We start from the raw sequence: 20,580 nt of genomic DNA, 5'->3' as shown, positions 1-20,580 counted from the left end.
TGGTCGTAACGTTCGATTGCATCGAACGAGGTTGGGAACCGTCTGGTCTACAATGTCGGCAGAGATAGAAGGAGTTGAAATGGCACGTCCACGAGAGTTCGATGAAGACTACGTCCTCGATCAAGCCTTACATGTCTTCTGGGACAAGGGCTACGACTCGACGTCGCTAGCCGATCTTCAGGAAGCGACGGGACTCACGAAGTCCAGCCTGTACAAGGCGTTCGAAAGCAAGGAAGGGCTGTTCCGGCGGGTCGTCGAGCGCTACCATCGCGACCATCTGGGCTTTCGCGTACACGCGTTGGCGCAACCGACGCCGAAGCGGATCGTCGAGTCGCTGCTCGATGGCATCGTCGCGCTTCATACGGGAAAGGAAACGCCGTCCGGTTGTCTCGTGACATTGGCGGCGCTGGCGTGCAGCGCGGACGCGCGCCCGCTGGGCGATGAACTGTCGGAAAGCCGTAACGCATTCGAGCGCCGTTTGCGCGCCCGCTTCGAGGCTGTGAAGGATGCGGGCCCGCTGCCGGCAGGTATGACGAGCCATGATGCGGCCGCGTTCATATCGACGTTCATTCAGGGCCTCGCCGTGCAGGCGCGGGGCGGTGCGACGCGGCGCCAGCTTCGTCAACTGGTCGCCGCCGTGCTGAAGAGCTGGCCTGACAAGTGAAGCTCAGCGCATCGGGCGCTGAGCCTGGCGCTTACTCCGCCGGGACCACCGACACCGACGCCTCGCCCGTCAGCATCAGGAAGGTCAGCGTTTCGCGCAGATAGAGGCGCACGGCCGAGTCCGTATGGCTCTGATAGCCAATCGACACGTCCTGCCCGAGATGCAATTCGTAGTCGCCGCCGCGCATCGACAGCACGCTGCCGCCTTCGATCGCCGGCGCCCAGATGATCTCGCCGTTCACGAGCCGTTTGATGTGCTCGAGCACGGGATAGCCCTGATCGCGCGCTTCGCCGAGCGCCGTGTACGCGTCGGCGCCGAGCAGCACGGAGTAGGGGCCATCGACGCCCGCCAGCCGCAGCTGCTGCAGCGCGCCGCCGATCGCATCCGGGTAGTCCGCGACATCGGCGGGCAGCGTGAGCGACGCATTCGACGAACCCTCGCGAATCCCGATGATGCCCGCCGCCTTGTAGCCGTCGAAGATCGCGCGGTCTTCGGCATACGCGAGTTCCTTCGCGGCATCCTTGGCAGGCTGCCAGTCCGAGTCGTTCGCGCCGCGCTCGACGGCATCGATCGCATCGCGCGACAGTTCGAACGGCACGTTCAGCTGCACGAGCGCCTTGACCTCGGCCAGTTTCGCGATGACGCCATGATGCGGGGCCGCGATCGTCGACTGATGGCCGGTGCCGACGCTGGACAGATCGACGCCGCCCGGGCCCTTCACGTCGACCACACGGCGGCCGGCGACCGAACGCTTGAACGTACGCGCCACTTCTTCTTCGATCTGCGACCAGGCTTCGCTGGAGATCGGGGCAAGCTCGCGATGCAGGTTATTCATATTGAGAAGTTCCTTTCAAAGAGCCAATATTCAGCGAGCCGTCGTGAGTCGGCTCGGCGGATGCGGGGAGGTCGGCGGGCACGTTCGGGCTCGCGTCGGCAGCGGTGCTCGCGGCTTGCGGATCGCGCTCGGCGAGCGCTTCGAGCAGCGGCGCCGAGGGCACGAAAAACAGTCCGCCCGTTGCCGCGTGGCTGAAGTCGAGCAGCCGGTCGTAGTTGCCGGGCGGGCGTCCGACGAACATGTTCTCGAGCATCTTCTCGATCGGGTCGGGCGAGCGCGCGTAGCCGATGAAGTACGTGCCGAACTCGCCGGAGCCCGGCCGTCCGAACGGCATGTTGTCGCGCAGAATCTTCACTTCCTGTCCGTTCTCGACGAGCGTCGTCAGCGAACTGTGCGACGAGGTCGGCTTGACGGCGTCGTCGAGTTCGATGTCGGAGAGCTTCGTGCGGCCGATGATGCGCTCCTGCGTCTCGACCGACAGCGCGTTCCAGCCCGTCATGTCGTGCAGGTATTTCTGCACGAGCACGTAGCTGCCCGATACGAATTCGGGGTCCTCGTCGCCGATCATCGTGAAGTCGACGGCCTCGCGTCCGGTCGGATTTTCGGTGCCGTCGACAAAGCCGACCATGCTGCGCAGATCGAAATAGCGAAAGCCATGCACTTCGTCGACGACCTGGACCGACTCGCCGAGCCGGGTCACCAGCTGCGTCGCAAGCTCGAAGCACAGGTCCATCTGATCGGCACGGATATGCAGCAGGATGTCGCCCGGCGTGGCGATCGCGCGGCGCTCACTCGGGCCGAACTCACGAAACGGGTGCAGCTGCGCAGGGCGGGGCGCGCCGAACAGCTTGTCCCATGCGCCGGAACCGAAGCCGACCACGCACGACAGATTGCCGGACGGGACGCGCTTGCCGACCGAACGTACGAGCGCGGCGACGTCAGCGCACCAGGCGCGGGCGGTGTCGGCGTGCTCTTCGCCGTCGACGAGCGTCGCGACGATGAAAATCGCGCTGCGGTTGATGGGGGTGGTGACGGCCTGGGGTTCTGGAATGTCGTTGGGCATCGGACCATGTCCTGTTGAAACCATTGCGGATTGCGTCGTGGCAGAAAAGGTGCCGGATTAGGAGAGTACCGCGAACAGGGGGTGTTTGTCGTACGAGAGGACGGGGTGGCCGCGTGGAAACGCGGCGCTGTGCTCACGCCGGACTGACGTGACGTTATGGTGCCGCAAGCCACCTTGTTATGTTTTTGCGGAGCGGGCGCGATTCTGAAATCGCACGGCGGTTCGGGTCGCCGGAGGCTCGAGGTTCAACTCCAGTCGTCCATGTCGTGTTTGATCGTATGACGGTTGGCGATCAGCGTGTCCACACTTGGCTCGTTGCTCATCGCGCGCTGGATCGCCAGTTTGGTCGCCTCGTAGTTCGTGCGGTACATGTCCTTCTTGTCGAGGTTCGCATCTGTGACGCAGCGCGGATCGATCCATACCAGACTGACGATGCATAGCTCGTTCGCCTGGTCTTTCGGCAAGATGCCTTCGATCAGGCAATCGACGATCGCATCGGCCGTGGCCGACTGCACGACGCCGCCGAACAGTTCGATGGTCGCCATGTCTCTTAGCGTTACCTTGGGGACGATCATCGTCGCGGGCCGCACCATCTGGTTGCAGGCACGAATCGCGAACATCGCCGTGTGGCCTTTGCTCTGCGCCATCATGTTCGCGAACGCATGCCCAACCGGGCCGTCGACGCGGCCGATCAGAATTTCTGGCATGGCGTCCGTCACCTGGCCGGGCGCCGCGAAGACGGTGGCTTCACCCGCGCGGAATGTCAGATCGATGCTCATCGTGGACCTCCTCTTTGATTGGACGACGTTGGAGGTGCGATGAATGCAAGGAAGGTGCCATTGATTTTGCCGCGCCAGAGCAGGGCGGCGGCCGTCGCGCGGTTATGCAATATGTCCCGGGTTCGTGACAGAGTGACAAATAAAAGCGGAGCGCGTGCCTACCCCGTGGCGAAGACAGTCGCGCCCCTATCCTCGAAGTGCGCGGCGCTGCGAATGAAGCGATACTTCTGGCCGCCAATTTCGAGGTGGTTACGTCCGCAGCGGGTCAGCCTGAGAATGTCGTCGACAATCGAAGCACTGATCGCGCCGTGATACCGCCAATGATCCTGGGCCTTCGTTGCGTCGCCGACGTATATCGCGCAGAGGCCGTCGCACATCTGCATCACAAGCACGCTGCCGCCGTTATCGAGCGATATTTCCAGATACTCGGCCAGCGTCAGCAGTGAGTCCGTCGTCGCCATGATGACTTCCCCAAGAAGAGCGCAGCTTTGCAGGTGTCGTTCGGATTCACCCATCAACCGATCTGCCTGGTGGAGTTGACCCGCTACTTTTCAGGGCCCTACGAGCAACACGTTGATATGCTCGAGAAGCGTATCGAGTAGAACGGGCTTGACCAGGAAGCGATCGAAAACCGGTTCGCTGACGCTGATCGTTGCCGCCGTCCAGAGAATGATCGGTATGAATTCGAGCCTGCTATCGGCCTTTAGCGCGCGGCACAGGGCAAGGCCGTTCATGCCAGGCATCATCAGGTCGGTAATGACGAGTGCTGGCGGCGACTGCTGGGCTTTATGCCACGCGTCCAGACCACCCGTCGCCGTTACGACCTCGAAACCTTCCATGCGCAGAAGCAGTGCCCACGCTTCCAGCGCATCGATCGCATCGTCAACGAGAAGGATGGCGGGTCTCTCATCTGTGCTGCGGGAAGAAACGTTCACATTGGCCTTCGGTCGACCTGCCGGCTGAATTGCCCGCAGCCCGGAAAGCGCTGCTACGTGGTCTTCTCGCACACGGCATACCCGCGATTCAAAGATAGGCGATCACGCGCGAATGCACCATAAAACAGTGAAGATTGCGCGATGATGCGCCAGTCTGTCACAAACGGAACCGCACGTCGATCTTGCTGTACGGCACCGACCGGTCCACGCTCAGCGCGTCGCGGCCGAAACCCGAATAGGTTTGCACGAGCCGCAAACCCAGCCCCGTTCCCTCGGGCGACGGGAAGGTATCGGGCAGTCCGTGCCCTTCGTCAACGACGCTCAATAGTGCCGAGTCTGGGGCGTCGGCACGTAGCGATACTGAGATCTTTCCGCGCCCGTATTTCACCGAGTTCGTGACGAGTTCCGCCGTAATCAGACCAAGCGGGCTCAGGCGCACGGCGGGCACGATGATGGGATCGGCGACCAGTTCGATTGGCCGCTCACCGATGACTGCCTGGAGATCGGTAATCAGCCCCTGCAGATAGCGCGCGGCATCGGTCGCTGCAGAACCGTTGTCCTGATACAGGCGTTGATGGACCGAACCAACCGTCATGACGCGAACGGCTGCCGCCTTGAGCTGTGCCTTGACGGCCGGCTCGGGAGCCAGATTGCCTTGCAGGCCGAGCAAGGTCTGGACGAGTTGAAGGCTGTTGCGCACGCGATGATGGACTTCTTTCATCATCGCCTCGTTCGCGCCGATCTGCTGCTCCTGATCGCTGATCAGTGCCGCCAGCCTGGCTTCCTGCTCATGGCGCTCGGTGACGTCACGCGAGACAGCAACGAGACGTCCCGGCACGCCATGCTGCGGCTCGATCTTCGACACGGAGACATCCCACCATGTTTGCGCTCCGTCAGCGGCGACGATGGGCGCCTCGAAGCGGGCGGGCGAATCTGTCCGGGCGTGCACGAGGGCCGCTTCAACGGCGGATTGAAATTGTGCCGGCCATAGCGTCGCCCATTTCACGCCCTGCACGGCGGCAACGTCGGTAACGCCGACATGCGACAACGCGCGAGCATTCATCGACTGCACGACGCCGTCTTCCGTCATTACTGTGACGGGGTCGGGGCTTGCATACAGGATGTCGGTGGACAGCTCTTCGGAGCGTCGTTCCCCGGCTTCGGCGGCCAGCCGCTCAGCCGACATGGCGACGATGTTCGCAACCCCTTCGACGAAGGCGATGTCGCTTGCGATGAAAGCTTCTTCGTCGGGACTGTCGGCTTCCAGCACGCCGAACGGAGAGGGCACGCCGCGGATCGGCACGTTGATCGCCCGCTTGATGCCGTAGCGCTCGAGCAGTATCGGTGTACGAAACCGCAATTCCGACGCGAGGTGATTCGACAGCACGGCCTTGCCGTTGGCGATCGCATAGCCAGCAGGGCTGCCATTGTCCGCCGACAGTCTCGCAAAGCCGATTTCAGCGGGTGACCAGCCCACGCCCGCTACGAGCAGAAGATGATCGTGCTCGGGGACGTAGCGCAGCACCTTGACGAAGTGGGAACCGAGGCCGTCGGCCACTGTGCGACACGCTTCGTTCAGCACGGAAGCGAGATTATGTGCGGCGAGGGCGGCCTGACCGAAACGAACGACGAGTTCATGCTGACGCGCAGCTCGCGACGCGGAGCTTCCCATGGACGTCAGGAGGATTTCACTGCTCGGCAATTTTTCCATCTACCGTCTCGCGGACCAGAACGTCTGTGACAAATTCCCCCCGCCAAATTACCACGTGGAAAAGAAATTATCTGCATTCTGCGCGAGTGGATGTGAATCGGTAAAAAGTCCTGTTCAGGTTTTGATGGAGGCGATCGCGCGCAGGTTGTTGCAGCGAGAAGCGGGTTCGTGATGTCGTCGCGCGACACGCCGCCGTTAAGATCTGCGCGCCCTGATGCCCGGGCTGGTCGCCTGTGCGATGCGCAGCGCGACGACGAATGCATCGGAAAGCGACGCGCGGGTCGTGATGCCGGACAGATCGACGCCCAGATGCACGACCGTCAGCGCAATCTGCGGGCGAATACCGCTGATGATGCAGTCCGTTCCCATCAACCGCGCGGCCGCCACCGTTTTCATCAGGTGTTGCGCAACGAGCGTGTCCACGGTCGGCACACCCGTGATGTCGATGATCGCGACGGCGGCGCCTGTTTCGACGATTCTCTGCAACAGGCTTTCCATCACGACCTGAGTGCGCGCCGAATCGAGCGTGCCGACGAGCGGCAGCGCGAGGATACCTTCCCACAGTTCTACGACGGGTGTCGACAGTTCGAGCAGTTCTTCCCGTTGTCGGGCAATGGTTGCTTCACGGCTGCGCTGGAAGACTTCTGTCGTGTAGAGGCCCAGCGCGTCCAGCAGCAGATTGATGGACCAGTTGGCGTCCGCGAGCGCGGTCATGTCATCGCCGAACGCCACGCGCAACTGCGTGTAGAGCGGCTGCTTCAGCGAAAACACAAACGCCGCGGTTTCGACGGGCGTGAAGCCCTGCCTGGTGCGCTGCTCCGATATCTCACCCAGGCGCACACGCACGGGCTCCCACTCGGGACGGTTTGCGTCAAGCGTGTCGCTCGACCTGAACGTGTCGAGAAATACTTCGATGAACCCCACAAACTGACTGCGCATCTCGGCTTCTGTCGTGAGGCCTCGCCTCAACGAAACTGCAAAATGCTGGTCCAACCAGTTATCGAGTAATTCCCGTTCGTTCAGGAAGCCCGCCAGCGCCTTGCCGGTGAAAATGTTCATCTGAGCCTGACGAGTGAATGACCAGCGTGGGTGGCGTCCGATGAGCTGACGGATTGATGAGTTGCCGCGCCATGGTACTCCATGCATGGTCCTTGCGCTGCGCATTCCGGCGGGCATCGGCCGCTACCGGAAACGCCCGTTTCAAGCGGTTCGGAAAGCAAAGTTTCACTGTACAAATGCACTAATGCGCGTACGATGGACTGAGTCCTCGCACCTCGCGCTCATTCGGTTCTCGTTTCGGTTATATCGCCCGCCTGAATGCACCGCAACGCTGTCGCCCGACAGCCGCGTGTGCGTCGATCGTGATGCGGCCGTTTGGTCCGCGCTCGTCCCACCTGCATAATCTTCGCCGCACATCGCGGCAACAGAGGTGTCTCATGGAAGCCGCTGCATATCTATACAGGGGGCTTGAAGTTCGTCTGCTCGTTTATCCGCGTCAACGCACGATGGCGGGAACGGGTCACAGCTACGATCAGGGCTTCGATGCCGCTGTCCGGATCAACGAACCCGGGCAGAAAGAAGTGGAAGGGCGCAGCCGCGTTTTTCAACTCAAGGTTGAACGCGGCTTTGAAAACATCGGCGATGCGAGAAGGGCGTCGACGGCTTATGCCGAACATCTCATTGATGCGTGTCCGTCGGGTCGAACCATCTGGGATGCCGAAGTGTGAGAATCCGATGGTCCGCGGTATTTGGTGGTTTCATCGCGCGTCCCGGAAGTGATCGCCTGCGATAGTGATCGTGGTGCGCTTCGATTGACGATCGATGCGTAGGGTTGTTTGTTCGGCGCATCCACGACACGCCCAGTACAACTTCACTGAAAGCGAACTTTATACTCGCGCAACGCGCGATGGGAGCGTCGCATGCATTTCGATCCTGCAGTGTTCCGAATAGACCCTACGCCGCGTCGCGCCGATGGCGAATACATGGCTCACGCGATGATCAGTGGTCCGCTGCCGGACGGCGAATCGTTCATCCATGTGAGCGGTGATCTGGCGGGTTTCGATCTTCGCCAGGATGCGATCCGATATGCCACCGACTGGGCGAACGACTGGCTGCAGAAATGCTTCGACGGTTCGTGCAGTGCGCGTCGGGTCTCAATGGCGGCTGAAGGACGCGTGAACTGAAGGGGGGGAATTGGCCATCTTCAGGTTGCGTTTGTGATTTTACATAAGATAAATTATCAACGTAAAGTCTGTAGGTCCCAAATAGAAATGTCGGGTTTCCGCTAAATAGAAATGTCGTGTTTTAGGTAGTTTGAGCGCCGGACATCCCTCAGGGAGCGCCGGCGATGAATGCGACTGGGACGATCACGATGACGATGCGCGAGGTGGACCGGTTCAAGGTCATTCAGGCCGTGACCGAGGCCCGGCTCAAGCCGGGCCAGGCGGCTGAACGGCTGGGACTGGGCGTGCGCCAGGTGGAGCGGCTGGTGCGGCGTTATGAGGCGGCCGGCGTGGCCGGACTGGTGTCGGGCAAGCGAGGCCGTCCGGGCAACCATCAGCTTCCTGCCGGCAAGGCACAGCGGGCGCTGGCGCTGATCCGCGAGCGCTACCCGGATTTTGGGCCGACGCTGGCGTGCGAGAAGCTGCGGGAGTGTCATGGCATCGAACTGGCCGTCGAGACGGTACGCACGCTGATGCGGGCTGCCGGGCTGTGGATTCCCCGCCGGGAACGTGCGCCAAAGGTGTACCAGCCGCGTAACCGCCGCGCGTGTCTGGGCGAGCTGATCCAGATCGACGGCAGCGATCACCGCTGGTTTGAGGACCGGGCGCCCGCCTGCACGCTGCTGGTGTTCATCGATGACGCGACCGGGCGGCTGATGGCGCTGCACTTCACGGCGACGGAGTCGACCTTCAGCTACTTTGAGGCGCTGGCGAAGTATCTGGACGCGCACGGCAAGCCGGTCGCGTTCTACAGCGACAAGGCCAGCGTCTTTTACGTGAAGCAGCGCTCGGAGACGGTGGGCAAAGGTGTCACGCAGTTCGGCCGCGCGCTTTACGAACTCAACATCGACGCATTCTGTGCGAACACGAGTCAGGCCAAGGGACGCGTCGAGCGGGCCAACCTGACGCTGCAGGATCGCCTCGTGAAGGAGCTGCGGCTGCGCGGGATCAGCACGCGGGAGGCGGCCAATGCGTATGCGCCCTCCTTCATCGCCGATTTCAACCGGCGTTTCGGCAAGCCACCGAAGAGCGATTACGACGCGCACCGGCCCCTGCGGGCCGACGAGGCACTGCGACAGATCCTCGCGTATCGCGTGCCACGCAAGGTCTCCAATGCGCTGACCGTGCAGTACGACCGCGTGATGTACCTGCTGGATGACACGCCGGTCTGCCGTGGGCTGATCCATGAATACGTCGAGGTCGTTGAATACCCCGATGGCGTCATCGAGATCCAGGCCGGCGGTGTCACGCTGCCTTACCGGCAATACGATCGCATCACGCGCATTGATCAGGGCGCGGAGCTTGAGAACAAGCGGCTGGCCAGCGCCCTGGAGGTTGCGAGGCACGTGCAGGCCATGCGTGATGAGCGCCGCGCCTCGGGCTCGCCGTCACGTACGCATTGCGGTGAAGAAGTTCGCGCGAAGCAGGCGCTCATCGGGCTGAAGAAACAGCGGGCCATTGAGGTTGCCGACATCAACAAGGTCATTCTTGAAGTCAGCGCCAACGGCATGAGGGAACGGGGGGCGGCTGCGCCGCCCCACCCCAAAAACATAAGAAAAAGCACAGCAAAACCCGACATTTCTATTTAGCTGGAGGTACGACATTTGAACTTGGCGGAGACAAAAGTCGAATTTTGAAAATAGGGCCTGATAGAACGGATGGCGCACTAACAAGCCACGCGCGGCAACAACTCATCCACCAGACCTACGATACCGAATCCGCGCCGGCACCAGCCGCGAGTCCGGCGCGCCGTCACCCTCAAGCAGAGAAAACACGCAGCGCAAACTGTGCTCAGCCAGTTGCGCGCTGTCCTGGATAATCGCGTCGATCTTGAAAGGCAAACAGTCGAGCAGCTTGTGGTCATCGAACGTCATCAGTTGGCCTGGCGCCTGCGCCAGTTGATGTGCATCGTTCATAAACTGCAGAACGCCTTCGAGCAACGTAATCGAGCCTGCGAACAGCGCTTGCGGATATCGCTGGTGTTCAGCGAACCATGACTTCATCAGCTCGTAACCCGATTCACGCTGGTAGTCTCGCTCGAACACCCAGTCCGGTTGTTCCTCGAGACCATGTTGGCGAAGCGCCTGCCGGTATCCAGCCAGACGATCGCGACTCGCGGACAACTCTGGTTGACCGCCAAGATAGACCACCTCACGCGCGCCTCGCGCAATACTCTCGCCCACCAGTGTTGCTACCGTTTCAACCGCATCGGTGACGACGTACGGAATGCTGCTCGACTCGACGCGACGATCGGCAAACACGAGAGGCAGACGCTTCATCCATTTCTCGTAGCGCTTCGCATCCCCCGTGCACGGCACGACGATCAGGCCATCGACCTGATGAGAAACGAGGTGCGCAATACCCTCCGTCTCACGTACCGGGTTTTCATCGCTGGTGACAAGAACGAGCTGATATTGATAGCGTTCGCGACACTGCCATTCCATAGCCTGTGCCAGCGCCGCGTGTGCAGAGTTGGTCAAGTCGGGAATCACAAGACCGATCGTATTGCTGCGACGGGTGCGCAACGCCCGCGCCGACTGCGACGGCGTGAAGTGATGGTCCTTAGCGACCTGCAACACTCGTTCGACGGTCGCCGCGGATATCCGGTAGCGCTCGGCATAGCCGTTGAGCACCATGCTGGCGGTGGTACGGGAAACCTTCGCGAGGCGGGCAATGTCGTCGATGGTCAGACGCTCGAACTGAGTCACGCGGGCTTCCTGCAGGTCAATGAATCAAGCGCGAGCGCACCGCTTCGGTAAGCGGTGCGTGCGTACGATATAACTTCGTCGGGGATTCGCCGCCCAAACTCGATCGGAGGCAGAGGCAGGCGCGCAGCGACGTGAGTCCTGGCGCCTGATGGTACTACGGGAAGGGACAGATGAGAACTTACTGCTTATAGAGGTTCAGCGGCACCGGGATGAACTTGTCGACCGACTGGCCATCGACCAGTTTTTTCGCCGTCTGCACACCGTATTGGCCAATCAGCTCCGGCTGCTGCTGCACGGTCGCCGACATCTGACCGCCCTTGACGGCCGTGATGGCGTCGCTGGTCGCGTCGAAGCCAACCACCGCCACGTTCTTCAGACCCGCCGCCTGCAGCGCCTTCACTGCGCCCAGCGCCATCTCGTCGTTCTGTGCGAACACGCCCTGGATGTCCTTGTTGCTCTGGATGATGTTCTCCATCACCGAAAGACCCTTCGCACGGTCAAAGTCGGCAGGCTGTTTCGTCGCGATCTTCACGCCGCCCTTCGCCGTCACTTCGTCGTCGAAGCCAGCACCACGCTCATTCGCCGCCGACGAGCCAGGAATGCCTTGAAGCTCGACGATATTGCCCTTGCCGCCCAGCTTGTCCGCGAGGAACTCGGCCGCCATTTTGCCGCCGGCCTTGTTGTCCGACGCGATGTGCGAGCTGACATCCGCGCCGTTCACGCTACGGTCGAGCGAGATGACCTTGATGCCCTTGCTGGTCGCTTCCTTGACGACGTTCGCCACGGCCGACGAATCGGTCGGGTTGATCAGAATCACGCTGACTTTCTTTTCGATCAGGTCTTCAACGCTCGCCTGCTGCTTCGCGGGATCGTTCTGCGCATCGACGGTGATCAGCGTCACGCCGTCTTTTGCAGCTTCGTCTTCCGCGCCTTTACGCAGCGAGACGAAAAACGGATTGTTCAACGTCGAAATCGACAGCCCGACCGTGATCGCGCCGTTTGCAGCGGGCGCCGATGCCGCATTGGCTCCGGCGTCCGCCGACGTAGCCGGACCCTCCTTCGAGCACGCAACCAGACCAGCCATCAGCGTGCTTGCGCACAGCGCGGCGAAAAGCTTCGAGAATCGCGGCGAAACGGGTTTCTGCATTGTCTTCCTCTTCTTCCTTGTGTGGTGAAACTGGGTTTTGCTGTCCAGCAGTCGGTAATAGATAAAGCAGATAAAGCTCTGTGGAAAGGGGCTACGCCCTTCCCTCGTCAACCTGCGTCACGCCTTCTTGTTGCCGCGATCGATCAGCACGGCGAGCAGGATCACGCCGCCCTTGATGACCTGCTGATAGAAAGACGACACGTCGAGCAGATTCAGGCCGTTGTTCAGAACGCCGATTAGCAATGCGCCAACGAGCGTGCCGAAAATCCAGCCGCGTCCGCCCGTCAGACTCGTTCCACCGAGCACGACGGCGGCGATGGCGTCGAGTTCATAGCCTGTGCCCGCCGTCGGCTGTGCGGAGTTCAGACGGGAAGTCAGCACGACGCCCGCGAGCGCGGCCATGACGCCCGAGATCGTGTACACATAGAGCTGAATGCGATCGACCTTCACGCCCGAGAGCTTTGCCGATTCAGCGTTGCCGCCCGTCGCATAGATGTGGCGGCCGAACACGGTCTTGCGCAGCAGCACCCAGAAGATCGCGAACATGACCAGCATCAGCACGACGGGGATCGGTACGAGGCGTGCGATGTAGCCGCCGCCGAGCAGCGAAAAGAAGTCACTGTTGAAGCTGCTCAGCGGACTTCCGTTCGACAGGACCAATGCCAGTCCCCGCAATACCGTCATCGACCCAAGCGTCGCGATAAACGGCGCGACTTTGCCTTTGCTGATCACGAGCCCGTTTACGAGGCCCATCAGGCCGCCTGCAACGAGTCCGGCGAGCGTCGCAAGACCTGCAGGCATACCCGACGTCAGGAGGCTCGCGATGATGACGGACGACAGCGCCAGCACTGAGCCCGCAGAGAGGTCAATCCCGCCCAGCAGAATCACCAGCGTCATCCCGAATGCGATCAGCGCATTGATCGACGCCTGACGCATCACGTTCAGCAGATTGTCGACGGTCAGAAAATTGTGACTGACGATAGAGAGTCCCACCGCAATGACAAGCAGGGCAATAAACGGCCCAAGCTTCTGGAGCGTCGCGCGGTTGGTCGGTGTGATACTCAGTTGCGCCATGATGTGTCTCGCGTTGTGTCCCTTCGCTTGCGACAGGACCGTTCAATTGGGATGCACGGCGCGCTGCCAATCGCGCTGCCGTCATGAATCAGGTTGTGTGGTGTCTATGCAGCAACCGAAACAGGCGTCGCATTGCCGCCCGCCGCTGCCGTCATGATGCGTTCCTGCGTTGCGCCCTCTGCATCGAACAGGCCACTCTGGCGGCCCTGATGCATGACGAGGATCCGGTCGCTCATCGCAAGGACCTCGGGAAGCTCCGACGACACCATGACGATTGCGACGCCGCGCTCCGCCAGCTGATTGATGATCGTGTAGATTTCGGCCTTGCCGCCCACGTCGACGCCGCGCGTCGGTTCGTCCAGCAGCAGCACCTTGGGCGGTCGCGCAAGCCACTTCGCGAAGACCACCTTCTGCTGATTGCCGCCCGACAGCGACTTCACGTCCAGCTCCGCATCCCGCGTGCGCACGCGCAACTGCTCGATCAAACCATCCGCCGCCTGGCGCTCGGCCTTGCTGTCGACGAAGCCAAGCCTTGCATAGCTATCGAGATGGACGAGCGTCGCGTTCTCGCGCACGGACATACCCAGCACGAGCCCCTGGCCCTTGCGGTCTTCCGTGACGAAGCCGATGCCCGCCGCGATGGCGCTGGACGCATCGCGCACTTCGAGCGGCTTGCCATCGAGCGTGACAGTTCCCGCTGTCTTCCGATTGGCGCCAAACAGCGTTCTGAGAATTTCGCTGCGCCCCGCCCCCATCAATCCGGCGATGCCGAGCACTTCGCCCGCACGTACATCGAACGAAACGTTAGAGATGTTGCCGTGATCCGCGAGACCTTTGACCTGCAAGCGGACCGCGCCGGGCTTGTGCTGCCGCTTCGGGAAACGCTCGCCGAGTTCGCGGCCGACCATCAGCCTGACGATCTCGTCGAAACTCGTGTCCCGGATCGCGCGTTCGCCGACGAAGTGACCATCGCGCAAGACGCTGATCTTGTCGCAGATCCGGAAGATCTCTTCCATCCGGTGCGAGACATAGACGATTGCAACGCCGCGAGCCTTCAGCGACAGCATGATCTCGAACAGTGTGTCGATCTCGCGATTGGTGAGCGCGGCCGTCGGCTCGTCCATCACGACGACGCGCGCGTCCAGTGAAAGCGCCTTTGCGATTTCGACCAGTTGCTGGCGGCCGATGGACAGTTCGCCCGCTTCCGTCTGAGGGTCGATGTCGCGCGCGCCAACCATGTCGAGCCACTTGCGTGCCTCGCGACGCATCTTCGCGTTGTCGACGATCCCGAACCGGCTCGGTTCGCGGCCCAGGAAGAGGTTCTCCATCACCGTCAGTTGCGGGATGAGGTTCAGTTCCTGGTGGATGATCGCGATGCCGGCGTGTTCGGCCTCGACCGTGTTGCGAATCTGCGCGGCGCGGCCATCTATCAGGATCTTGCCTGCGTCAGCCTGATGGACCCCGCACAGAATCTTCATTAGCGTCGATTTGCCGGCGCCGTTTTCACCCATCAGCGCGTGGATCTCGCCCGCACTGATGTGAAAATCGACGCCCTCGAGCACGCGTACCGGTCCGAAGGCCTTGCCGATGCCCTGCATCAACACTTCCATGGTGTGCCTCTCAGAAGATGACGCCGGAATGCAAAATCACATTCGCGTAAGGACTGCACTCGCCCGTGCGGATGATGGCTTTCGCCTCGCGCGAGCGCTGCTTGAACGCCTCGTGCGGCACCTGTTCGACTTCGATCTTGCTGGACGCCATCTGTGCGATGCGTTCCACGACAGCGGCGTTGTGTTCGGCGCTCTCGCTCGCAAACACCGCGCGTTCGACCTTGAAGTCGGCGAGCACACTGTCGAGCACGTCGAAAAAGCCCGGCACGTTGAGCGCCAGCGATACGTCGATGCACTCGACGCCTTCGGGAATCGGCAGGCCGCAGTCGGCAATCACGAGGCTGTCGGTGTGGCCCATCGATGCCAGCACGCGCGCGATGTCGCGATTCAGATGTCCGAGCTTTTTCATGATCGAGCTTCGAGAAATGTGTCCAGTTCGGCGAGCGTCGGCATGCCGCCTTGCGCGCCTGCGCGCGTGACAGACAGTGCTGCCGCAGCATTGGCGCGGCGTACTGCCTCGTCGATCCCGAGGCTCCAGAAGGCCGCGAGTGCGCCGTTGAACGTGTCGCCGGCGCCCGTCGTATCGACCGCTTTCACCGCGAAGCCGGATTGGTGCACGAGCTTGCCGTCCGTGTCGGCGTAACACACGCCGTCCTCACCACGAGTCATCGCGATCTGGCCAGGGCGCCGCGCGAGTTCGTCGGCCCACTGCTCTTCACTCGTGTGCAAAGCGGTCGCGAGTTCATGCTGGTTGGGCGTCAGCAGCGTGACGAGATCCAGCAGTTCGTCGCTCAGCGCGACGGCGGGAGCCGGATTCAGAAAGAACGGCTTGTTGAGTGCGCGGGCGCGGCGCGCCGCATGCAGAACGGTCGCGTACGGCACCTCGAGTTGGGCCAGCACGACATCGGCCTGCTCGAATGCATCGGCGGCACGGTCGATATCTTCGGGCGAAAGCTCAGAGTTGGCGCCCGGCACGACGACGATCGCGTTATCGCCGCCCGTCAGCGTGATCGATGCGATACCTGTTGCCTTGCTCGCGGTGGTGACGTAACGCACGTCCACGCCTTCACGCACGAGCGTCGCCTTCATGTCTTCACCGAAGGCGTCGGCGCCTACCCGGCCAACCATCGTCACCTGCGCGCCCAGTCGAGCCGCCGCGACGGCCTGATTCGCGCCTTTGCCGCCAGGGCTCGTCGAGAAGCCCGTGCCGAACAGTGTCTCGCCCAGACGGGGAAACGTGTCGGTGACGACCACCATATCCATGTTGATGCTGCCCACCACAACTACGCGCGCCATGCCATTCCTTTCAAACGGTCCCGCTGAACCTTGCCAATCTTGCAAGAAATCGCCGTGCTAAAACGTCATCAGCTACGGAGCGCAATTTATAGCAGAGTCGGCGGTCGCGCGGAATAGGACTTAGGGTTTTACCGGATATGGCGTCGGGGGCTGCGCTGCGGCGTCCGTGTGCTGGATATAGGCTGCTTTTTCGGATGCGGACAGAGCCAGGCGCTCGAAATCCTCAGGCCAGGGTAAACATCCACCACCACACGAAGTGCTTTGAAATGATTGGTGTACGGAGTATATTCAGTATCACGATGACACGCACACCCTGGAGGAAGACACCATGCAATTTCATCTCAACGGTTTCCGCGTCGGCGATCCGACCATCGAGCCGGCTGCCGACAATGCGCCTCGCGTCGAGATGCCCGACACGGTCGACGTGTTGATCGTCGGAAGCGGTCCTGCGGGACTCGTGCTGGCAGCACAACTGTCGCAATTCCCGACCGTCCGCACACGCATCGTCGAGCGGCGCTCAGGACCGTTGCAGATGGGACAGGCAGACGGAGTCGCGTGCCGGACTGTCGAGATGTTCAATGCGTTCGGCCTCAGCGACCGCTTGCAGCGTGAAGCATATTGGGTCAACGAAACCGCGTTCTGGCGCCCCGATGCACAGGACCGTGGCGCCATCAAGCGTACCGGTCGTGTTCAGGATACCGAAACAGGCATGTCGGAGTTTCCGCATGTGATCGTCAATCAGGCTCGCGTGCAGGACTATCTGCTCGATGTGATGCGTCGCTCCGCGCAACGGCTCGAACCGGACTACGATCTGGAAGTGGTCGACGTGCAACGCGACGATACCGGCGAATACCCCGTGCGCGTGAAGTTGCGCCGTATGGATGAAGCAAGGCTGGATGAGGAAATCACTGTGCGTGCGCGCTATGTCGTCGGTTGCGACGGCTCCCGCAGCCGCGTGCGTACGGCCATCGGACAAACCCTGCGCGGCGATGCCGCCAATCATGCGTGGGGCGTGATGGACGCGCTCGCCGTCACGGACTTTCCGGACATCCGCCTGAAAGTCGCCATTCAGTCCGCGAGCAAGGGCAACTTGCTCATCATTCCGCGCGAAGGCGGATACCTGGTGCGCTTCTACGTCGATCTAGGCGAGGTCACGCCCGAGAATCGCGACAGCCTCAAACAGACCACGGTCGATCACATCATCGAGACGGCTCAGCACATCCTGCACCCCTATACACTCGATGCAAAGGAAGTCGCGTGGTTCTCCGTGTATGAAGTGGGACAGCGCCTGACCGATCGCTTCGACGACGCCCTCGCCGCCGACGGCACGTCTCGCGACCCGCGTGTGTTCATCGCAGGCGATGCCTGTCATACGCATAGCGCGAAGGCCGGCCAGGGCATGAACGTGTCGATGCAGGACGGCTTCAATCTCGGCTGGAAACTCGGCGCGGTGCTGCAGGGACGCAGCGGCGCCGATCTGTTGCGTACGTATTCCGACGAGCGTCAGCCGATCGCGCAGGAGTTGATCGACTTCGACAAGGAATGGTCGGCGATGATGGCCGCTCCGCCGAAAGATCCCAACCGGCCCGAGGCAGGCGGCGTCGATCCGGCTGAACTGCAAGCCTATTTTGTTCGCGCGGGCCGATATACGGCGGGCGTCGCGACGCATTACCGGCCGGGTGTGCTGACGGGCGAAGCGGCGCATCAGACGCTCGCCAAGGGCTTCGCGATCGGCACGCGTTTTCATTCATCGCCCGTCGTTCGTCTCGCCGATGCGAAGCCCGTCCATCTCGGACACGCGGCATCCGCTGACGGCCGCTGGCGCCTGTACGCGTTCGCGGATGCGAAACGGACTGCGCTCGATGCACTGTGCGAGCATCTCGCTACATCGTCCGATTCTGTCTTGCGGCTCACCACGCCAGAGGATGCCGATGTGGATAGCGTGTTCGATCTGCGCGCGGTGCTGCAGCAGCCGCATCGCGAAGTGCGTCTCGACGACCTGCCCGCCCTGTTGCTACCGCGCAAGGGACGCTACGGCCTCATCGACTACGAGAAAACATTTACGAGCGACGCAGCGACTGATATCTTCGACGCGCGCGGCATCGATCGCGAACGGGGCGCGCTCGTCGTGGTCCGTCCGGATCAATACGTCGCGCATGTTCTTCCACTCGATGCATATGCGGAACTGAAGGCCTTTTTCCGGCCGATACTCCGCATGCGCTAACCCGTTCCGAAACTGCGAAATTGCCGACCAGACACGACAACCCCGAAGCGCTCTCGAAATTTACGGGCAGTCTCGTGCGCCGCGCCCAGCAGCGCCACGTAGCGGTATGGCTCAGCGAAGTCTCCGCCGAGGTCACGAGCGTCCAGTATGCGGCGCTCGAGATCTTGCATAAAACACCCGGCGTCAATCAGCGGCAACTCGGCGATGAACTCGACGTGGACCGATCGACCATCGCCGATCTCGTCGCGCGCATGGTTCGCAACGGCCTGATCGAACGGTCCGACGATCCCGTCGACAAGCGCAGTTATGTGCTGTTCCTCACCGCGGACGGCAAGAAGCAGCTTGCGACCTTGCGTCCGCGTGTCGAGGAAGTCGAGCGCATTCTCACGGCGCGGCTGACGCAGCGGGAATGTCTGGAGTTGCGGCGACTGCTTCTGGCGCTGTTGCCGCCGCAGGAATAGGTCCGTGCATCTGCGTGGGAGTTGACGGCACCGCCCGTCTTCTCCTAGCATCTCGTCAGCGGTACAGGCCGCTTCCGGGTCCGCGGAAAGAGTTGAACTCACCTGCGATAGCCAATGCGTTATCTCACCATCCTTTGTGCAGGCGGTGTTGCGGACCGACAGCCTCCAATGCACGAGGATCCGCAATGAAGACTCTGCCTTCCAGGGCCAATCTCGACTATCTGAAGAAGCAGGCGAAAGAACTGCTCCGCCTCTATCGCGATGGCGATGCAACGGCTATTTCGCGCTTCATCGACAACCTTCCTGCTGCCACGCAGCGAACGCCTGACGACGTCATCGCACTCGGCTTGCGTCTGCACGATGCGCAGTCCTGTATCGCGCGCGAGTACGGCTTCGCTTCATGGGCAGAGCTTCGCCTGTATGTCGAAAGCCGTGCCGTGCAGCGCGAACAGCAGGATTTGATTCGACACTGGCTTGGCCTTGCTTACGGCGGCGACGTCGTTGGCAGCCACGACGCCGCAAGGCCGCGCGTTGCTGCGCAGGTATTGCGCGACCATCCCGGCTTGCCTTCGTCGGATGTGTCGGTGGCGTGCGCTGCGGGACAGCTCGACGTGATAGCCCGTGCAGTCTCAGCCGATCCAGACTGGATCAATCGGGCGGACGGACCGCTGAATCTTCCGCCGCTCGTTGCCGTGACGCATTCGCGCCTCGGACAGTTGCCGCAGTTCGCTGAACGGCTGCGTGATTGCGCGCGGTTTCTGCTTCAAGCCGGCGCCAATCCCAATCAGCGTATCGGCAACCGGTATCCCCCCGCTTCACTGGCGTCGCCCCACGAGTCGGAACCGCTGTCTGCGCTCTACGGCGCAGCGGGCGTCAACCGCGATGCCGTCCTGACGGAGATGCTCCTCACCGCAGGTGCGAATCCCAACGACGGCGAATCGCTCTATCACTCGCTGGAGGAGCCTGCTTGCACGCGCGTGTTGCTGCAGCATGGCGCTCGCGTCGGCGGAACGAATGCGCTGCGTCGGGCGCTCGACATGCCGAACCCTGTTGCACTGGAACTGCTGCTGGCACACGGCGGCGATCCGAATGAACCCGTTGAAGCAGGTCCGACGACGACGTGGGGACCGCCGCTGCTGCGCGCCATCGCCGTGCGTCGATCGGCCCGTCATATCGCCGCCCTCCTCGCCGCCGGTGCCGATCCGCAGGCGCGCACGCCCGGTGGCGTCAGCGCCTGGCGACTGGCGATGCAAACAGGACTGCGCGAGGTCGCGGACCTGTTGCGCGCCGCCGGGGCAAACGACACACTCAGCGCCGAGGACGAGTTCGTGGCGGCCTGTGCACGCGCCGATGCCGGCGAGGCGCGTCGCATCCAGGCATGGCGTCCTGATCTTCCTCGTGCTCTGCCGGAGGATCAGTTGCGGCTATTGCCGGATACAGCCGCGTGGGGATCGGGCGACGCGATCAAGGTCATGGTCGAACTAGGCTGGCCAATTGCTGCGCGCGGCGGGGATTGGGACGCGACGGCGTTGAACCATGCGGTGCTTCGCGGCGATGCCGAATTGACCGCGTTCCTGCTTGCGCATGGAGCAAGTTGGCGAGAGACACATGGCTTCGGTGCTGACGTGCTGGGCACGTTGTCGTGGGCTTCGATTAATGAACCTGCCGGGGTTGAACACGGCGACTGGATCGGCTGCGCTCGCGCGCTCGTCGCGCACGGATTGCCTGACATAGAGCGTGATCCAGCGGATGCGGAACGACTGCTGATCGAGGGCCGGTCAATGCGGTTTTCGGAAGGCGTCGCGCAAGCGTTGCTGCCAGACGATCGCGCGACTTCGAAACCGGATTGAC

Annotated in this window: 20 protein-coding genes; 7 read left to right on the top strand and 13 right to left on the bottom strand. The window is 62.0% G+C overall.

What is annotated here, in order from left to right:
• Positions 1–79: 79 nt before the first annotated feature.
• The gene (locus tag SB822_RS17550) at positions 80–664 is read left to right on the top strand and encodes a TetR/AcrR family transcriptional regulator (protein WP_009769780.1); all 585 of its coding nucleotides are present in this window, start codon (positions 80–82) and stop codon (positions 662–664) included.
• Between the two features lie 31 nt (positions 665–695).
• On the opposite strand, the gene SB822_RS17545 is transcribed toward SB822_RS17550, so the two are convergent.
• The 7 genes from SB822_RS17545 to SB822_RS17515 all read right to left on the bottom strand — a co-directional run bounded on the left by SB822_RS17545 (position 696) and on the right by SB822_RS17515 (position 7,046).
• Complete coding sequence (locus SB822_RS17545) at positions 696–1,499, bottom strand: family 1 encapsulin nanocompartment shell protein (RefSeq protein ID WP_410855227.1); 804 nt, start codon at positions 1,497–1,499, stop codon at positions 696–698.
• Positions 1,492–2,562 (bottom strand): Dyp-type peroxidase, encoded by a 1,071-nt coding sequence (locus tag SB822_RS17540; protein ID WP_410855226.1) that lies wholly within the window; start codon positions 2,560–2,562, stop codon positions 1,492–1,494. The genes SB822_RS17545 and SB822_RS17540 overlap by 8 nt, the downstream gene beginning before the upstream one ends.
• 245 nt (positions 2,563–2,807) lie before the next feature.
• Positions 2,808–3,341, bottom strand: coding sequence for a formaldehyde-activating enzyme (gene fae, locus SB822_RS17535; RefSeq protein ID WP_007746889.1), 534 nt, complete (start codon positions 3,339–3,341; stop codon positions 2,808–2,810).
• A gap of 158 nt (positions 3,342–3,499) precedes the next feature.
• Positions 3,500–3,802, bottom strand: a complete 303-nt coding sequence (locus SB822_RS17530; RefSeq protein WP_007746891.1) for a hypothetical protein — start codon at positions 3,800–3,802, stop codon at positions 3,500–3,502.
• 90 nt (positions 3,803–3,892) lie between these two features.
• Positions 3,893–4,348 carry a PleD family two-component system response regulator gene (locus SB822_RS17525; RefSeq protein WP_244207931.1) on the bottom strand — a complete coding sequence of 152 codons (456 nt, stop codon included), beginning with the start codon at positions 4,346–4,348 and terminating at the stop codon, positions 3,893–3,895.
• 85 nt (positions 4,349–4,433) lie between these two features.
• On the bottom strand, positions 4,434–5,987 hold the full coding sequence (locus SB822_RS17520) for a sensor histidine kinase (protein WP_114222686.1): 1,554 nt from the start codon (positions 5,985–5,987) through the stop codon (positions 4,434–4,436).
• A 195-nt stretch (positions 5,988–6,182) separates the two neighbouring features.
• Positions 6,183–7,046, bottom strand: coding sequence for an STAS domain-containing protein (locus SB822_RS17515; protein ID WP_410855225.1), 864 nt, complete (start codon positions 7,044–7,046; stop codon positions 6,183–6,185).
• Between the two features lie 377 nt (positions 7,047–7,423).
• Between SB822_RS17515 and SB822_RS17510 the strand changes: the two genes are divergently transcribed.
• From SB822_RS17510 to SB822_RS17500, 3 genes are all read left to right on the top strand, one after another.
• Entirely contained in the window at positions 7,424–7,714 is a 291-nt protein-coding gene (locus SB822_RS17510) for a hypothetical protein (RefSeq protein ID WP_007746898.1), read from the top strand.
• Positions 7,715–7,906: 192 nt separating this feature from the next.
• Positions 7,907–8,170 carry a hypothetical protein gene (locus SB822_RS17505; protein WP_009769775.1) on the top strand — a complete coding sequence of 88 codons (264 nt, stop codon included), beginning with the start codon at positions 7,907–7,909 and terminating at the stop codon, positions 8,168–8,170.
• 164 nt (positions 8,171–8,334) lie between these two features.
• Positions 8,335–9,798 carry an ISNCY family transposase gene (locus tag SB822_RS17500; RefSeq protein WP_007733814.1) on the top strand — a complete coding sequence of 488 codons (1,464 nt, stop codon included), beginning with the start codon at positions 8,335–8,337 and terminating at the stop codon, positions 9,796–9,798.
• Between the two features lie 102 nt (positions 9,799–9,900).
• Here SB822_RS17500 and SB822_RS17495 read toward each other — a convergent pair whose 3' ends face one another.
• The 6 genes from SB822_RS17495 to rbsK all read right to left on the bottom strand — a co-directional run bounded on the left by SB822_RS17495 (position 9,901) and on the right by rbsK (position 16,044).
• Entirely contained in the window at positions 9,901–10,917 is a 1,017-nt protein-coding gene (locus tag SB822_RS17495; protein ID WP_131242168.1) for a substrate-binding domain-containing protein, read from the bottom strand.
• A gap of 178 nt (positions 10,918–11,095) precedes the next feature.
• Positions 11,096–12,064 carry a ribose ABC transporter substrate-binding protein RbsB gene (gene rbsB / locus SB822_RS17490; protein ID WP_009769773.1) on the bottom strand — a complete coding sequence of 323 codons (969 nt, stop codon included), beginning with the start codon at positions 12,062–12,064 and terminating at the stop codon, positions 11,096–11,098.
• 117 nt (positions 12,065–12,181) lie between these two features.
• Complete coding sequence (locus tag SB822_RS17485; protein WP_007746908.1) at positions 12,182–13,138, bottom strand: ABC transporter permease; 957 nt, start codon at positions 13,136–13,138, stop codon at positions 12,182–12,184.
• 104 nt (positions 13,139–13,242) lie between these two features.
• Entirely contained in the window at positions 13,243–14,748 is a 1,506-nt protein-coding gene (locus SB822_RS17480; protein WP_410855224.1) for a sugar ABC transporter ATP-binding protein, read from the bottom strand.
• Positions 14,749–14,758: 10 nt separating this feature from the next.
• Positions 14,759–15,157, bottom strand: a complete 399-nt coding sequence (gene rbsD / locus SB822_RS17475) for a D-ribose pyranase (RefSeq protein ID WP_054934814.1) — start codon at positions 15,155–15,157, stop codon at positions 14,759–14,761.
• Complete coding sequence (gene rbsK / locus SB822_RS17470; RefSeq protein WP_410855223.1) at positions 15,154–16,044, bottom strand: ribokinase; 891 nt, start codon at positions 16,042–16,044, stop codon at positions 15,154–15,156. Before rbsK ends, rbsD begins: the two co-directional genes overlap by 4 nt.
• A gap of 328 nt (positions 16,045–16,372) precedes the next feature.
• Between rbsK and SB822_RS17465 the strand changes: the two genes are divergently transcribed.
• The 3 genes from SB822_RS17465 to SB822_RS17455 all read left to right on the top strand — a co-directional run bounded on the left by SB822_RS17465 (position 16,373) and on the right by SB822_RS17455 (position 20,579).
• On the top strand, positions 16,373–18,268 hold the full coding sequence (locus SB822_RS17465; protein ID WP_410855222.1) for an FAD-binding monooxygenase: 1,896 nt from the start codon (positions 16,373–16,375) through the stop codon (positions 18,266–18,268).
• Between the two features lie 20 nt (positions 18,269–18,288).
• Complete coding sequence (locus SB822_RS17460; RefSeq protein ID WP_007746919.1) at positions 18,289–18,729, top strand: MarR family winged helix-turn-helix transcriptional regulator; 441 nt, start codon at positions 18,289–18,291, stop codon at positions 18,727–18,729.
• 185 nt (positions 18,730–18,914) lie between these two features.
• Complete coding sequence (locus SB822_RS17455; RefSeq protein WP_410855221.1) at positions 18,915–20,579, top strand: ankyrin repeat domain-containing protein; 1,665 nt, start codon at positions 18,915–18,917, stop codon at positions 20,577–20,579.
• The last annotated feature ends 1 nt before the right edge of the window (position 20,580 follow it).

The organism is Paraburkholderia sp. SIMBA_054 (assembly GCF_046534875.1).
In the GTDB taxonomy this organism is placed as follows: Bacteria; Pseudomonadota; Gammaproteobacteria; order Burkholderiales; family Burkholderiaceae; genus Paraburkholderia; species Paraburkholderia hospita.
The sequence above is the reverse complement of the archived record's forward strand: the minus strand, read 5'-3'. Positions and strand labels throughout refer to the sequence as shown.

Coding starts and splice junctions, on each gene's coding strand:
- SB822_RS17550 (WP_009769780.1), top strand. CDS start 80: ATGGCACGTCCACGAGAGTTCGATGAAGACTACGTCCTCGATCAAGCC.
- SB822_RS17545 (WP_410855227.1), bottom strand. CDS start 1,499: ATGAATAACCTGCATCGCGAGCTTGCCCCGATCTCCAGCGAAGCCTGG.
- SB822_RS17540 (WP_410855226.1), bottom strand. CDS start 2,562: ATGCCCAACGACATTCCAGAACCCCAGGCCGTCACCACCCCCATCAAC.
- fae (WP_007746889.1), bottom strand. CDS start 3,341: ATGAGCATCGATCTGACATTCCGCGCGGGTGAAGCCACCGTCTTCGCG.
- SB822_RS17530 (WP_007746891.1), bottom strand. CDS start 3,802: ATGGCGACGACGGACTCACTGCTGACGCTGGCCGAGTATCTGGAAATA.
- SB822_RS17520 (WP_114222686.1), bottom strand. CDS start 5,987: ATGGAAAAATTGCCGAGCAGTGAAATCCTCCTGACGTCCATGGGAAGC.
- SB822_RS17515 (WP_410855225.1), bottom strand. CDS start 7,046: ATGAACATTTTCACCGGCAAGGCGCTGGCGGGCTTCCTGAACGAACGG.
- SB822_RS17510 (WP_007746898.1), top strand. CDS start 7,424: ATGGAAGCCGCTGCATATCTATACAGGGGGCTTGAAGTTCGTCTGCTC.
- SB822_RS17505 (WP_009769775.1), top strand. CDS start 7,907: ATGCATTTCGATCCTGCAGTGTTCCGAATAGACCCTACGCCGCGTCGC.
- SB822_RS17500 (WP_007733814.1), top strand. CDS start 8,335: ATGAATGCGACTGGGACGATCACGATGACGATGCGCGAGGTGGACCGG.
- rbsB (WP_009769773.1), bottom strand. CDS start 12,064: ATGCAGAAACCCGTTTCGCCGCGATTCTCGAAGCTTTTCGCCGCGCTG.
- SB822_RS17485 (WP_007746908.1), bottom strand. CDS start 13,138: ATGGCGCAACTGAGTATCACACCGACCAACCGCGCGACGCTCCAGAAG.
- SB822_RS17480 (WP_410855224.1), bottom strand. CDS start 14,748: ATGGAAGTGTTGATGCAGGGCATCGGCAAGGCCTTCGGACCGGTACGC.
- rbsD (WP_054934814.1), bottom strand. CDS start 15,157: ATGAAAAAGCTCGGACATCTGAATCGCGACATCGCGCGCGTGCTGGCA.
- rbsK (WP_410855223.1), bottom strand. CDS start 16,044: ATGGCGCGCGTAGTTGTGGTGGGCAGCATCAACATGGATATGGTGGTC.
- SB822_RS17465 (WP_410855222.1), top strand. CDS start 16,373: ATGCAATTTCATCTCAACGGTTTCCGCGTCGGCGATCCGACCATCGAG.
- SB822_RS17455 (WP_410855221.1), top strand. CDS start 18,915: ATGAAGACTCTGCCTTCCAGGGCCAATCTCGACTATCTGAAGAAGCAG.